At 52.8% G+C, this 14,902-nt stretch carries 11 protein-coding genes; 6 read left to right on the forward strand and 5 right to left on the reverse strand.

What is annotated here, in order from left to right; translation table 11 throughout:
- Window positions 1-128: 128 nt before the first annotated feature.
- Together ABD920_RS14450 and ABD920_RS14455 are read right to left on the reverse strand one after the other, a co-directional pair.
- Window positions 129-1,115 carry an aldo/keto reductase gene (locus tag ABD920_RS14450; RefSeq protein ID WP_345160020.1) on the reverse strand — a complete coding sequence of 329 codons (987 nt, stop codon included), beginning with the start codon at window positions 1,113-1,115 and terminating at the stop codon, window positions 129-131.
- A gap of 89 nt (window positions 1,116-1,204) precedes the next feature.
- A complete protein-coding gene (locus ABD920_RS14455; RefSeq protein WP_345160023.1) occupies window positions 1,205-2,272 on the reverse strand; it encodes a mechanosensitive ion channel family protein in 1,068 nt (355 codons plus the stop codon).
- 499 nt (window positions 2,273-2,771) lie between these two features.
- On the opposite strand from ABD920_RS14455, the gene ABD920_RS14460 reads away from it, so the two are divergent.
- Window positions 2,772-3,041, forward strand: coding sequence for a hypothetical protein (locus ABD920_RS14460; RefSeq protein ID WP_345160025.1), 270 nt, complete (start codon window positions 2,772-2,774; stop codon window positions 3,039-3,041).
- Between the two features lie 82 nt (window positions 3,042-3,123).
- On the opposite strand, the gene ABD920_RS14465 is transcribed toward ABD920_RS14460, so the two are convergent.
- Complete coding sequence (locus tag ABD920_RS14465) at window positions 3,124-3,966, reverse strand: MBL fold metallo-hydrolase (protein ID WP_345160026.1); 843 nt, start codon at window positions 3,964-3,966, stop codon at window positions 3,124-3,126.
- A gap of 128 nt (window positions 3,967-4,094) precedes the next feature.
- Between ABD920_RS14465 and ABD920_RS14470 the strand changes: the two genes are divergently transcribed.
- The 5 genes from ABD920_RS14470 to ABD920_RS14490 all read left to right on the forward strand — a co-directional run bounded on the left by ABD920_RS14470 (window position 4,095) and on the right by ABD920_RS14490 (window position 11,687).
- Window positions 4,095-5,759, forward strand: coding sequence for an alpha-amylase family protein (locus ABD920_RS14470; protein WP_345160028.1), 1,665 nt, complete (start codon window positions 4,095-4,097; stop codon window positions 5,757-5,759).
- Window positions 5,760-6,007: 248 nt separating this feature from the next.
- A complete protein-coding gene (locus ABD920_RS14475) occupies window positions 6,008-6,487 on the forward strand; it encodes a VOC family protein (protein ID WP_345160030.1) in 480 nt (159 codons plus the stop codon).
- Window positions 6,488-6,675: 188 nt separating this feature from the next.
- Complete coding sequence (locus ABD920_RS14480) at window positions 6,676-7,170, forward strand: ankyrin repeat domain-containing protein (protein WP_345160032.1); 495 nt, start codon at window positions 6,676-6,678, stop codon at window positions 7,168-7,170.
- Window positions 7,171-7,878: 708 nt separating this feature from the next.
- Window positions 7,879-9,111: a sensor histidine kinase gene (locus ABD920_RS14485; RefSeq protein WP_345160033.1), complete on the forward strand. Its 1,233-nt coding sequence runs from the start codon at window positions 7,879-7,881 to the stop codon at window positions 9,109-9,111.
- Window positions 9,112-9,641: 530 nt separating this feature from the next.
- The gene (locus tag ABD920_RS14490) at window positions 9,642-11,687 is read left to right on the forward strand and encodes a M13 family metallopeptidase (protein WP_425568624.1); all 2,046 of its coding nucleotides are present in this window, start codon (window positions 9,642-9,644) and stop codon (window positions 11,685-11,687) included.
- Between the two features lie 124 nt (window positions 11,688-11,811).
- Here the strand turns inward: ABD920_RS14490 and ABD920_RS14495 are convergent, their stop codons facing one another.
- Together ABD920_RS14495 and ABD920_RS14500 are read right to left on the reverse strand one after the other, a co-directional pair.
- Window positions 11,812-13,218, reverse strand: a complete 1,407-nt coding sequence (locus ABD920_RS14495; protein ID WP_345160034.1) for a M16 family metallopeptidase — start codon at window positions 13,216-13,218, stop codon at window positions 11,812-11,814.
- Between the two features lie 5 nt (window positions 13,219-13,223).
- Window positions 13,224-14,687 (reverse strand): M16 family metallopeptidase, encoded by a 1,464-nt coding sequence (locus ABD920_RS14500; RefSeq protein WP_345160037.1) that lies wholly within the window; start codon window positions 14,685-14,687, stop codon window positions 13,224-13,226.
- Window positions 14,688-14,902 lie beyond the last annotated feature (215 nt).

The raw sequence follows: 14,902 nt of genomic DNA on the forward strand, positions 1-14,902 counted from the left end.
GGATAGACAGCAACCTCGATTGCTAAAAATCAGCCTGCCGCCAGTTTCAGGCAGCAGGCTGATTTCACTTCATATACCATAAGCGAGGCCTGGCGGCTCCTGAAGCAATAGTATACAAGCCTCTGAACCTACCACTGTGCGTGCACACTTGGCCTGATGTATTTGTCGTAAATCTGCTCTACCCCCTGCATCTGCTGAGCGGAAAGGGCAGGCAACCCAGAGGCCTCGATGTTTGAAGCAACCTGCTCTGGTCGGGAGGCACCCGGGATGACCGTGCTCACCTCCTCTGCCATCAGCACCCACCGGATGGCCCAGGCAGCTAGCGGCTCCTGCCCCGGAAATAGCTTTTTCAGTTGCTCGACCGCCTCCAGCCCCAGGCCATACTCCACTCCGGAGAAAGTCTCACCTTTATCGAATGCCTCGCCGTTCCGGTTGAAGCTGCGGTGGTCGTCAGGGCCGAATGTGGTTGCACGGCTCATCTTGCCTGTAAGCAGGCCACTGGCCAACGGCACGCGCACAATAATCCCGACGTTGTTTTCTTTTGCCTTTGAGAAAAACACCTCTGACGGTTTCAGGCGAAACATGTTATATATGATCTGTACTGTCGTGACGTTCGGGTACTGCATGGCCATCAGCGCCTCGTCCACCAGTTCCACGCTTACGCCCAGGTTCCGGATCTTGCCCTGCTCTTTCAGCCGGTCGAACGCCTCAAAAATCTCAGGCCGCGCATATATCTCCGTGGGCGGGCAATGCAGCTGAATCAGGTCGATGGTGTCTGTTTTCATGTTGCGCAGGCTGTCTTCCACGTAGCCGGTCAGGCGCTGGGCCGTGTAGCCCTCGGCAGTGTGGGGCTGTATCTGGCGACCGCATTTTGTGGCCACATAGATGTTCTCGGAGCGCCCTTTCACCACGCTGGCCACAGCGGCCTCGCTTGCGCCGTCGCTGTACACGTCGGCGGTATCAATAAAATTGACGCCCGCGTCTATGGCCTCGTTGATAATCCGCTCCGCGTTCCGCTCGCTAAAAGGCTCTCCCCAGCGGCCGCCTACCTGCCAGGTGCCCAACGACACTTCTGAGACCTCGAATCCGGTTTTACCTAATGTTCTGTATTGCATGTGTTGCTGTTTTGTAAGTGTTGTCGCTGCATCTGCTGGTGGCAGCTTAGAAAATTTTTTTCCTGCGGTATATAGTTCCGGTTTTCCTGTCAGGTGGTTGCCTCCTGCTGTTGGTTCTGCACATAGAGCATGCGCGTAGGGTAGGCAAACTCAATCCCGCGCATCTGGAACTCTTCGAAGATACGTAGGTTAATCGCCTGCTGTATATCCATATACACGTTATACTCCGAGCTGAGCACATAGAACACTGTTTCGAAGTCGAGGCTGGAGTCGCCGTAGGCAGAGAAGTGCGAGCGGTCGAACTCGGTAAGCTTCTGTGCCTGCACAATGGATTTGATGATGACCGGGATCTCCTTCACATCCCTGAGCGAAGTTTGGTACGTTACCCCGATCTTGAACAGCACCCTGCGCCGCTGCATGCGTTTGTAGTTGTGGAGGCGGGAGCCGGTCAGGTCGCTGTTCGAAAAAACCAGTTGCTCGCCCGAGAGGCTTTTGAGACGCGTGGTCTTGATGCCGACGTACTCCACAACACCCATTTTATCATCTACGATCACGAAATCGCCTACTTCAAATGGCCTGTCGAAGAAAATGACAAAGTAGTTGAACAGGTCGCCGAGGATGTTCTGCGCGGCGAGGGCAATGGCAATACCGCCAATCCCAAGGCCCGCGATCACCGTGGTGACGTCGTAGCCCATGTTATCAAACAGGAAAACAAACCCCACGAACCAGATCAGCACGTTGATGAGCAGCATCAGGCCGCCCAGCTGCTTCACCTTCTCCTCGCCGTGTGTCTGCTTCCGCACATACCCCCGGAGCATATACAGGATCGCGTACGAGATAAAACGGATCACCAGCACCGTAACAGCGATGGTGACGGCGATGCGCAGGATATTGACGAGCTTCTGGGAGAGCACAAGGTAATTCAGCGCCGCAAAAAAAACAGTGACATACAGCGCCGGCAACCCGAATCGCTCGACCCCTTCCACCACATAGTTGTCGATGGAGGTGCTGGTGTGCTCCGTCAGCCTTTGGAGACGGGTTAAAACTGTTCGCTTAAAAACATTTATGATGATGATACCGAGCAGGATAATGCCAGCGGCGATTATATAGTCCAGGACAGTATTGTGGTAAAAGGTTCTCTCTAAAATTTCATTCATGCTTTGATCAGATATAGTATGAAATAGGTTTGAGCAGGCAATGCAACGGCTCCATTCTGACAATTAACCTAAACCGCGAGCGAGTTGCAAAGCCATCGGTAATTTTTTAACCTGTTTCCGGGATTTGTGTTTCACAGCTAAGGGTGATTTTTAGGGGAAAGTGGACCAACTTATTTAACTGCCTGAGTTGCCAAAGCATTGGCTGAAAATCGAATCGTGGAGTGCCGTGTGGCAGAAAGCTGAATCCTTACCCCGTAGAAAACTTTATATATAAATCGGTGCTCCGGGGAGTTTAACCGCTGAATATTGTGCACTTTCACCTGTCGTGCAACTTTAATTTTCTATGAAGTAACCTTTTATGATTTAATACTAACCTAAATCGGCAGTACTTTAACGTAGTAGGCGCGTATAAACACGTAAAACATTTATAGTGTTACCTTCCTTTTATAAGGGAATACACCATCTCTGCTATTGATAATCTTTAAATTCAGATACAACTATGACACAGTGGACCAAAGCCACCGATAAAAAACCCGAATTAAAACAACAGATACTGGCCACCATCGTCGAATCCGGTAAGACGAAAGTTGTGCCATGCTGGTATGTGGAAGGCAACCGTATCATGCTTTACGACACGCCAAACACGCAGACGTTCAGCTTCTCACTGGTACAGGCCTGGCAGCCCTTCCCGGAACCTTACGAGGAAACAGAGCAGCAACCGGATGACCAAAACAATCCGTTACCCAGTTCACAAAACTTGCGGAGGTAAGAAGGCCTCTCAGTCGGTATACTGTACTGACTGTTGCAAGGCCCCACCCAAACCCGGCCATTGGATGATTCTCGGTAAAAGATTAGAAAGCAAAGGCCGTTTGCACGCCCGCAGTTGCTGAACGTACGGCAGGGCCGCCTGTATTCACGGGCACTGCCCCGGCAATTATCTGATACACAGCCGTCTCCTCGAAACGGGAAGCGACCACCACCTCCGTGCCGGCGGCGTGCTGAGAGAATAATTCTTTTACCAGCCTGGGGCAGTTATTGTCTTTGGAAAGGTGCGCGAGCAGTACATGGCTCATATGAGCAGGCTTATACGCGGAAAATAGACTAAGCGCCTGCCTGTTGGAGAGGTGCCCCCTCCCACCCCGGATGCGTTGCTTCAGGTAATAAGGGTATCGCCCTCGGTCCAGCATGTCCTCATCGTAATTTGCCTCCAGAAACGCCGCGTGGCACTCCTGGAAGTGCCGGATCACATGCTCACAGGGAGCGCCGATGTCCGTAAACACCCCGATGTTGATCCCCTCCGCACTCACGACAAAGCTGTGCGGGTCGGCGGCGTCGTGCATTTTTGGGAATGGCCTGATGCTGAGGCTGCCCACCTGCACCGGCTCATACGCGGTAAAAGGAAGTACATGCACCCCGTCGCAACTCATGCGGGCGCCGCGCTGTGTAAAGGGGGTTATATATACAGGTAACGCGTATTTTTTGGCCAGCACCTTGAGGCCCCGGATATGGTCGGAGTGCTCATGAGAGACAAAAATGGCCTTTACCCGGTGCATCGAAAGGCCCAGGCGCTGCATGCGTTTCTCCGTCTCGCGGCACGAGATACCCGCATCCACCAGAACGGCCTCTGTTTCGTTCCCGATGTAATAGCAGTTTCCGTTGCTTCCTGAGTTGAGCGATGTGATGGAGAGTGGCATATATACGTGCAAAGAAAGCTGTTTTTCCCCTTTTATTCAACCCTTAAAATACCATGGGGGTATAATGACTGTGCCTCCGCTTGGATGTCACACCCATCATTCAAAAAATCATAACTAACCAACCAACTATGATAGAAGATCTCTGGTATAAAAACGCGATCATATATAGCCTCGACCTTGAAACGTTCATGGATGTGAACAGCGATGGCACCGGCGACTTTGAGGGCCTGGCCCGCCGCCTCGACTACCTTCACGCACTGGGAGTGGACACTATCTGGCTGGCCCCTTTTCAGCCTACCCCTAACAAAGACAACGGATACGACATCAGCGATTACTATGGCGTAGACCCCCGGCATGGCTCCAGCGGAAATTTTGTGGAGTTTATGCACCAGGCCAACAAGCGCGGCATCAAAGTGATCATCGACCTGGTGGTAAACCACACCTCCGATCAGCACCCCTGGTTTCAGGACGCCCGCAGCAGCAAAGACGCCAAGCACCGCGACTGGTATGTGTGGTCTGAGGAGAAGCCCTCTGATTGGGACGAGGGCATGGTGTTTCCGGGCGTGCAGAAAGCCACCTGGACATACGATAAGAAGGCGAAAGCCTACTATTTCCACCGCTTCTATGAGTTTCAGCCCGACCTGAACATGGACAACCCGGAGGTGCGGGCAGAAATCCAGCGGATCATGGGCTTCTGGCTGGAGCTTGGAGTGGCGGGTTTCCGGGTTGATGCCGTCCCTTTCATACTGGAGAGCCCGGCACCGGGCAAGGCCAAACCCACCATGAACTTTGAGTACCTGCGCGAGATGCGCCGCTTCCTGCAGTGGCGCCGCGGCGATGCCGTGCTGTTGGGCGAAGCCAACGTGCTGCCGGAGGAGAACCAGAAGTACTTTGGCCATGAGGGCGATGGCATTCAGCTGATGTTCAACTTCTACGTAAACCAGCACGCTTTTTATGCCCTCGCCTCCGCTGACACCGAACCCCTTGCCAAGGCTTTGGAATCGACCAAAGAACTTTTTTTTACGGCGCAGTGGGCACAGTTTCTGCGCAACCACGACGAGCTGGACCTGGGGCGCCTCACTGAAAAGCAGCGGCAGAAAGTCTTCAGCCGCTTCGGGCCGGACAAAAACATGCAGTTGTACGACCGTGGCATCCGCCGCAGGCTATCGCCGATGCTGGGCAACCGGCAGCAGGTGGAGCTGGCTTACAGTCTGATGTTTTCGCTGCCCGGCACCCCCGTTATCCGTTACGGCGACGAGATAGGCATGGGCGACGACCTGAGCCTGAATGAACGCGACGCGGTCCGCACGCCCATGCAATGGTCCTCCGACCCGCAGGCGGGCTTTTCAAGGGCTGACAAGCTGGTGCACCCCGTGATTGACGAGGGGCCTTACGCCTACGACCATGTGAATGTGGAAAACCAGCGCCGGGACCCAGGCTCGCTGCTCAACTGGATGACGTCCCTGATCCGCCTGCGGAAAGAGTGCCCCGAGATTGGCTGGGGAAAATGGAAGCTTCTTAAAACAGGCTATAGCGAAGTGCTAGGCATCTGCTATAGCTGGAAGGGCAACTCGCTGGTCGTGCTGCACAACTTTAACGAGAAGGCGTACGAGATCGTTCTCAACCTGAACCAGGGGCCGGGCGAAAAGCTGATAGACCTGATGAAGAACTACGAAGGTGAGGCTGACAGCAAGGGCAACCAGCACATCACCATCGAGGCATATGGCTACCGCTGGTTCCGCACAGGCGACCTGAGTTACCAGATGTTTGGCGATGACTCAGAAAAACCATGATAAAATGCTGAGCACTTATATATAAATTCCTCCGGGTGTATACTGTGGTTTTGCCCGGAGGAATTTATATAAGTGCTTCTACTTTATCACACTGAAAATACTCCCCCTGTTCTCCGCTTACTCTCGTATATATAATATTGCGGATAAACGGTGCGAAGGCTTGGATCTAGTCTTCACGTTATATAGGTCCGCTGTTCTTTTGCAACCTTACCTAAAATCTGCGCTGCACTTTCTTTTATCCCATTCTCATGAAACACCTGTTTAAAGTTTTTACCTTCTGTCTGCTCAGTTTTACCACTCAGGCTGTGCTGGCCCAGTCCAACGCCACACGCCCTGCTGCACCGATCGCGCTGAACCACATTGCCGTGTATGTACACGACCTTGGGCAGAGCACTGCTTTTTACGAGGATGTGCTGCAGCTTCAAAAGATTCCGGAGCCGTTTAAAGACGGCCTGCATACCTGGTTCACGCTTGGGCCCGCCGGGCAGCTGCACCTGATACAGGGGGCGGCAGCGGAACTGAAGCCCAATAAGAACGACCACCTTTGCTTCAGCGTCCCATCCATCGAGGATTTCATTGCCAACCTCGACAGGCACAAGGTTGAATACACCAACTGGCCCGGCACAGCCAAGGAGCCAACCATACGGGTTGACGGGGTGAAGCAAGTGTATTTCCAGGACCCCGATGGCCACTGGATAGAAGTAAACAATGACACGCCGGCCAGGTAGCGGGCCACTGACCAGGCATAAATACAGGCAGGTGCGTTTATCTCAAAAAGCGCATGTTGATAACGATAGATTTCCATATCCCTTCCTCCTGCCACTGATGAGTCGCGGCACGGCTGATTTGCAGCCGTTCTAAACAATTTTGCGTTTTTCACGGTATTAATGCTTTCACCTTAAATGCTCCATGCCGCATGACTTTCAGTTCTACCAGACCAGAAGACCTTTTCTTTGACGCTGCCCGCAAAGGCGACGTTGCCTATATAAAAGAGTTGATTGATGCCGGAACAGACGTGAATATCCGGGATGGAAGAGGATTTACCCCCCTGATTCTCACCACCTACGAAGGCCATGTTGAAGCAGCGAAGCTGTTGATTGACTCTGGCGCTGATGTAAACGCACAGGACTTTGGCGGAAATTCGGCGCTGATGGGCGTGTGCTTTAAAGGGTATGCGGAGGTGGCGAGGTTGCTTCTCCAGCACGGGGCATCACCCGACCTACAGAATGGCAACGGTGGTACAGCACTGATGTTTGCCACCTTGTTCGGCAGGAATGAGCTTGTGAAAGTTATGCTGGAAAACGGCGCCGACAAAACCGTACAGGACGCCCGGGGCCTTACTGCCTTAGACCTTGCTCACCAGCAGGGCAATGAGGAAGCCCTAAAGTATCTGCAAGCGTCACCCCACTAGAAGATAGCTTCCATCTCTTACCTGGAAAAGGCCTGCTTCTGTTTTTGCTTATGGGTGTTTAACACCTTTTTATATTATTCGATTCAAGCCTGGTCACACCTTCAGGTTGATAGGTTTGCACATTTCGTTGGGCACGTCGCCGGTATATACCGGTATATATACAGGCTACCCAGATGGAGAGAAAGGAATTTTTATAGAACCGCCGCCCGGATTCGTCAAAAGGTATCTCAACTTATCTCCCTTCGCGTAAGTTTACCTATTTGAAATCGTACCCTCCGAAAATCTCACCTTTATTTTGTCCAGAGCGTTCCAAAAACATCCGCGCTTCTACGGTCCTCCTTTGATTTTACATTTTTCAAGAATTGCGTAAAGCCTCTTTACCATCCCGCTTTAAATTGCACTGGTTTCAAAGTTTTCTACCTTACCTTTTTAAGAATCTACTTGCAGAAACTCCGGTGGCATCTTATTTTAATTCAATTATCAAGCTGCGGATTTCATTTATTAGGTTTTTTGAATATTTATCATCTCAAATACTTCTCTTTTAATATATAACCGCTTACTTTGCATCATCCTTATATATAAAACCCTTACAAAACCGATGACCCAGCTTCACTGCACACTCCTATTATTCAAGTTTACCCTTGATCAATAGACACTTGTTGTTTTAGCATCTAATCTCAGGCACTTCGACGCATTCACGCCCTCTGAATGAGATCAATTTTACTGCTGCTTTTATTCCTTTTGCCGCTATATGCACAGGCTCAAAACCTCCTGACAGAAAAACAGGCGGCTGCCTGCTACAGCGACCGAACCGATCCCGCACATGCTGCGCTTCTTATCAGCCGGGGCACGAATTTCCTTTTTATAAAGCAGGATATAAATGACCTTAACAAACTTTCAACTGAAACAAAGCTACAATATGAAACAGCCGCCAGGGAGCAGGAAAACCAGCACCTGCGGGCTGAGAAGAAGAAGCAGGACCTGACCATCAGGCATCATCAAGTGGTAATGGCGCTGGGCACCGCCGTCCTTATCCTGCTGCTGGTGCTGCTGGCCGTGCTGCATCGGAGCAGGCGGCGCGGTAAAACGGCTTATAAAGAACTGCAGCAGGCGCACCAACGGATGCAGGCACAGCAGAAAGAGATTATACTCCAGAAAAACGAGCTAATGACACAGTCGGCGGTGCTGCGTGCGCAAAACGAGGAACTGGAGCAGCACAAGCAATTCCGGACGAAAATCTTCTCGATCATCTCGCATGACCTGCGGACTCCTTTCAACTCTATTAACAGTGTCCTGCGCCTGGTGCTGCATAAATCCATGGACGAGGGCCAGATGAAGCGTGTATTCGGGCTGCTCAGCAGGGATGTTAAAGTGGCTACCGATATGCTGCAGAACTTACTGGTATGGTCGCAGGCGCAGCTGGAGGATGCGCATGTACGCCTGGAGCCTGTTAACCTGCAGCAGCTTGTACAGGAGAACATTACATTCGCCTCCGTGCAGGCTGCTGAGAAAAAGATACAGCTGCTGAGCAACATCGGGCAGGATGCCGTGGTACACGCTGACAGGGAGATGCTGAACTTCGTGCTGCGCAACCTGCTGATGAACGCGGTGAAGTTCACCTATGAAAGCGGGCAGATAGAAATTACGGTTTGCGTGCAGGAAACCCGCGTTACCATTGCAGTGCGCGATAACGGCAAAGGCATTCCCTCCAAGTATATCCCGAAGCTGTTCACCGAAGAGCGCGTGACGACCCCCGGAACACAGAATGAAAAGGGTACCGGCCTGGGCCTGATGCTTTGCCGGGAGTTTGTTGAGAGCCAGAACGGTAGCATACGCGCGGAAAGCGAAGAGGGCAAGGGGAGCGTTTTTTCCATCTGCCTGGAGCGGGCGGCGGGCGGTACCCCAATAAAAGAAGAGACAGCTGACCTGCTACTGGCCTGACCAAGGAAAATCCACACTTAAACTTAACCGCTCTGTAAGCTGCCTGTTACCATACTGAAGCCATTTCTGAAGCAAGCTCACTAAATTGAATTAGCCTATACCTTTCCACAACCTTGTCCAAATCTCTGGCTATAAGTTTCATGCCCGCTATGCAGTGAGAGCTTTTTTCAGCGCTACTTGTACAGATGGGTGCGTTTATCATTATGGCTATATATAAACTGGCCGCTTCAGGACACATGCATGAACAAATTACGGATAACCGCTGTTTGAACACGAAGGCACGAAGTTTGATGCTTTGCCTCCTCAGCCGTCGTTGGAGCGCCACTTAATCAGGCTTTATTCAGCAAATCTGAACGGATAATGGGACAGGTACCTTGTCGAGAATCACTTCAGTGATGGGCTAAAGATTTACAGCTGGAAATTCCGGGACATGCTTTAATTTTGACAATATTTTTTCGCTCACATGAAGAGCAACCGCATATATAGTATCCTTTTTTAAAACCTAACATAGAACAACCTACATGAAGAGCATGTCGAACTGGAAAAACCACCTGAGACTACTACTTTTCGGCGCTGCCGTCTTATACGGGGCAGAGGCCGCTGCACAAGATAAAGGTGAAAACCAATTCATCGACAAGTCGAATATGGACCTGAGCGTGAAGCCGGGCAACGACTTTTACACTTACGCCAGCGGTACCTGGCTTGAGAACAACCCGGTTCCGGCAAAAGAGACCCGCTGGGGCAGCTTTAACCTGCTGCGCGATTTTAATATCAATGCAGTAAAGGACATCCTGAACGAAGCAGCCGCAAACAAAAAAGCAGCCCCGGGCTCTGCTGAGAAGCGTGTGGGTGACTTTTATGCCTCGGCGATGGACAGCGTTGCCATTGAGAAAGCGGGTTACTCTCCCATCAAGGCTGATCTGAAGAGAGCAGGCGCGGTGAAGGACGCGAAGGGGGTGCTGAATGAGGTGGCCAACCTGAAAGCCACGGGTTTTGCCTCCCCGATGTTTGGCTTCTACGTCGGGCAGGACCGCAAAGACGTAAACAACATGGTGCCGCAACTGAGCCAGGGCGGTACGACCCTCCCAGACCGTGACTATTACCTGAAGGATGACGCGCGCACCAAGAAAATTCAGGAAGCTTACAAAACGTACATCACCACGCTTTTCACACTGACAGGCGTTCCGCAGGCGAAGGCACAGCAAAACACTGAAACGATCTTCAACCTGGAGAAGAAAATGGCGGAGGCGCAGATGGCCCGTGTGGAAATGCGCGATCCATATAAAACCTACAACAAATTCGCTGTCGCCGATTTCAGCAAGACTACCCCGAATATCGATTGGAAGTCGATGCTGTCGAAAATGAAGGTAACCGGCGAAGACACGATTCTGGTGAACAACCCGAAGTTCTTCACCGCCCTCAACGGCCTGGTGAAAGAGACGCCTGTGTCTGACTGGCAAACGTACCTGCAGTGGAACGTGCTGAAGTCCTCGGCCCCCTACCTGAGTTCCCCTTTTGTAGACGCGAACTTTGCGTACACAGCTGCTTTGTCGGGACAGAAAGTACAGACGCCGCGCTGGCAGCGCATGTCGTCGCTGACGGATAATGCAATCGGCGAACTGCTGGGCCAGCTTTACGTGCAGAAGCACTTTAAGCCGGAGGCTAAAGCCCGCATGAATGACATGATCAGCAACCTGATCAAAGCCTACGAGATCCGCATCAACAACCTGGACTGGATGAGTGCGGAGACAAAGGAGAAAGCGCTGGCGAAGCTGCATGCCTTTACCCCGAAAGTAGGGTACCCTGACAAGTGGAAAACCTATGACGGCCTGGCGATCAGCCGTAAGTCCTTTTTCCAGAACGTGCGCAACGCTGACCAGTGGAGCTACAACGATATGGTGAGCCAGTTGGGCAAGCCTGTCGACAGGACGAAGTGGGGCATGACGCCTCCGACCGTGAACGCCTATTACAGCCCGGTGATGAACGAGATCGTGTTCCCGGCAGGTATCCTGCAGTTCCCGTTCTTCGATCCGAATGCGGATGACGCGGTGAACTACGGTGGTATCGGCGCCGTGATCGGCCACGAAATCTCCCACGGCTTCGACGACTCCGGTAGCCAGTACGACAAAGACGGCACGCTCCGCAACTGGTGGACCTCGGAAGACATGGCCCGCTTCAAGGAGAAAGCACAGGCCCTGGCCACACAATATGATGCCTACACGGTGCTGGACACCATCCATGTGAACGGCAAGCTGACACTGGGTGAGAACATCGGTGACCTGGGCGGTTTGAACGCTGCTTACGAGGCCTTTAAGATGACGGAGCAGGGCAAGTCGAACGAGAAGATCGATGGATTCACGCCCGATCAGCGCTTCTTCCTGTCGTGGGCACAGGTTTGGAGAGGCAACATCCTGCCGGAGAGCGCGGCACAGCAGATCGTGACCGACCCACACTCCCCGGGCCAGTACAGAACCATCGGAGCACCTGTGAACATGGATGCCTGGTATGAAGCCTTTAATGTGCAGCCGGGCGATGCGCTGTATAAAGCGCCGGAGGACAGAATCCGGATCTGGTAATTCAATTTCATGCTATATCCCCTCCGGCCCTATATAGAATAGCCGCTGCCTGGGAATAAAACACAAAAGCCGCCCCGGCAAATGTCGGGGCGGCTTTTATATATAGGCAGGATATATAAAGCGGCTACTGTGTTACCGGCGCCTGCTTTTTCAACTCCTGCTGAAACTGCCTGAGTTGCTTGTCTATCTGCTTCTTGTCCCCTACCACCACCAGGGTCATGTCTTTTGGGTTCAGGTACTTTGCAGTCGTTTCGCTCACCTGCTCGGGTGTAACGGCATATATGTTCTGCACCTGATTTGTGAGGAAGCTTTCCGGCAGGTCGTGCAGGTCCAGGAAATTCAGCTGGCCGATGATACCGCCCGGTGTGGAGTTTCGCAGCACGAAGAGGCCCGCCTCATAGTTTTGGATGCCCTCCAGTTCCTCTTCCGAAGGAGCTTCTTTGCTCAGCCTGTTGATCTCATATACGATTTCCCGAAGGGAGTTACCGGTGTGCTCCGTAGTCACATCTGCCGACTCTGACCAGTCCCCTGCTTTGTACCGGGTCGAAATGGAGCTGTAGGGCGAGTAGGTATAGCCTTTGTCTTCCCGGATGTTACTGGTGATGCGGGAACCGAAAGACCCGCCCAAAAGCGAGTTGGCTACGTTCAGGGGCACATAATCAGGATGCGCAGGATCCACGACAGGCAAGCCCAGCACGATGGTGGACTGCGGCGCCCCCGGACGGTCTATCACGATCATGTCGCCTTTGGTGACAGGCTTCGCTACCGGGATGCTGCTTTCAGGGCCTGCTCTAAATTCACTCAGCGAAGAAGTGATCGCCTCCTTCATCTCACCGCTGTCAAACTTACCGGCTACGTATACATTGGTGCGCTTCGCCCCAAACTGCTTCTGATAGAAATCCTGCACCTGTTCCAGTGTAAAAGCATTTATCTGCTTGTCATCGGGCAGTTCGCGGCCATAGGGATGGTTCGGGTACAGGGCCGCCCTGAATTTCTCGTTTGCCTGCGTACCGGGTTGCGCCCGCGCCAGGTTCATGCGCCGCTTAAAATCATTTTTGATACGCTCCAGCTCTGAGGCCGGAAAAGCGGGGTTCTGCAACACATCCGCCATCAGGGCGACCAACTCCGGGCCGTATTCAGAGAGCGCATCCCCGGATATATACGTCTGGTTGGGCCCCACGCTGATGCTCAGGGACCCGCCCATGCGGGCAACGGCATCCGCAATCTCCGTGGCGCTCCGGGTAGTGGTCCCCTCCTCCATCAATCCGCCCACGATATCCGCCAGCCCGTTCTGGTCCTGCCCCTCGTGCACATTGCCTGCCTCCACTATCACACTGATCGTGACTTTCGGGACTTCCCCGTAGGGCACCAGGGTTGCCTCCAGCCCGTTCGGCAAGGTAAACTCCTGCTTTGCCGGCAAGGTAAAGTCTTTTGGCGTGCCCCCTTCGGGCGGTGTCTGCTGTTGCGCTGTGGCCACGGAAGCACTAAACGCCAGCAGCGCACTCAAGGAGATAGAAATTATTTTTTTCATAGGTTTCAGCTCTGCGCCTGAGGGTTTATGATCAAAACGGTGCGGTTGGTGGGCCGCAGGTACTCGCTAATGGTTTTCTGCATCAGTTCAGGCGTTACCTTTCTGAACTCTGCCTCCAATTCATTAATCCGGGCGGGGTTATCATCGAACAAAGCGAAGGTCGCCAGCAGGTCTGCCCTGCCGAACCCGTACATCTGGCTTACTTGGTCGTAGAGCGAGGAACGCATTTTCACGAGGGCCAGGTCCAGCAGTTCCTGGTCGATGCCGTTCTCCTGGAGCTTCCGGATCTCCTGATCCAACACAGCCACAATGGAATCTGCGGAAACGTTTTTGTCGTGCACCAGGCTTCCCATCCAAAGCATCGGGCCGTTGTAGTTATACATGTTTCCCAGCTCGGCATTGATCCCGCCGCCAACCGAACCGGTGTAACCCCGCTCCTGCACCAGGGCCTGGTGCAGCCGGCTGTCGTTGCCCTGCAGCAGGATCTGGTCCAGCAGCCCCATGGCATAGTATTCCGGTGAGTTGCGCACCGGCATATGGTAGGCAAAAGCCAGTGCGGGCTTGTTTGCCAGTTTATCGTCTTTGGTAAACCGCTGTTCTTTCTCCTGTACCGGCTCAGTCAGGTTTGGAGTTGCCGGAACGGTGCCGGACGGAATCGCTGCGAAATACTGCTGCACCCACTGCTTTGCCTGCGCCGGCTCAAAATCTCCCACTACCACCAACACCGCGTTGTTTGGCGAGTAAAAGGTATGGAAAAAGGACTGCACGTCCTCCAGGGTGGCGGCGTCCAGGTCTTCCAGGTCTCCATAGAAGTTGTGGGCGTTGTACCAGTTCTTGTTGGCGTACTGCGGCATATCGAGCCACGGGAAGCCGCCGTACGGCTGGTTGAGTACGTTCACTTTCACCTCGTTCTTCACCACCCCCTGCTGGTTGGTCAGGTTGTCCTGCGTGATCTTAAGCCCCTTCATCCTGTCGGCCTCGGCCCAGAGCATCGTCTCCAGCTTATGCGCCGGTACAATATCAAAGTAAATGGTGAAATCAAACCGCGTGCTGCCGTTGAGGACTCCGCCGTTCTTCTGCACCAGATCGATGAACTCCATCTTTCCCAGGTTCTCCGACCCCTGGAACATCATATGCTCGAATAAATGTGCGAAGCCGGTGCGGTCCTTGGGCTCGTTGCGGAAGCCAATGTTATAATACACAGCTACCGTCACGATGGGTGCCGTCTCGTCCGGCGACAGCACGACTTTCAGGCCATTGTCGAGGGTATAGTACTCCACCGGTATCTGAAAAGCAGCTGCGTCAGCCGATGTGGAATCCCCCGGAGCGACGGAAGCATCGGCCTGCACATCTGATATGGCAGGCGGAGCCGATTTTTGGCTACAGGAACTGAGGTTTAGCCCTAGGCTCAGCCCCGCATACAGGAGAAAATTCCGGAGTACATGCAAGCGTATTCGGCGTGTTGTCATCAGAAAACTGGATTAAGGTATCTGAAAAGAATACTTACTCGCCTGTTATACGCTTATATTGCTATTATATATGATTTTGCAGAAGGTTTTAGCTCACAGGGTTAAATAGATAGCCCAACCCCTCGATTCATGCGATGAAAAAGCTATCCGCGGACAGCTCTTCTTCGGATAGCCTCTTGTGAAAAACTTAGTGGAGTAGCTACTCAGGTAGATCC

Source organism: Pontibacter saemangeumensis, from assembly GCF_039541895.1.
In the GTDB taxonomy this organism is placed as follows: Bacteria; Bacteroidota; Bacteroidia; order Cytophagales; family Hymenobacteraceae; genus Pontibacter; species Pontibacter saemangeumensis.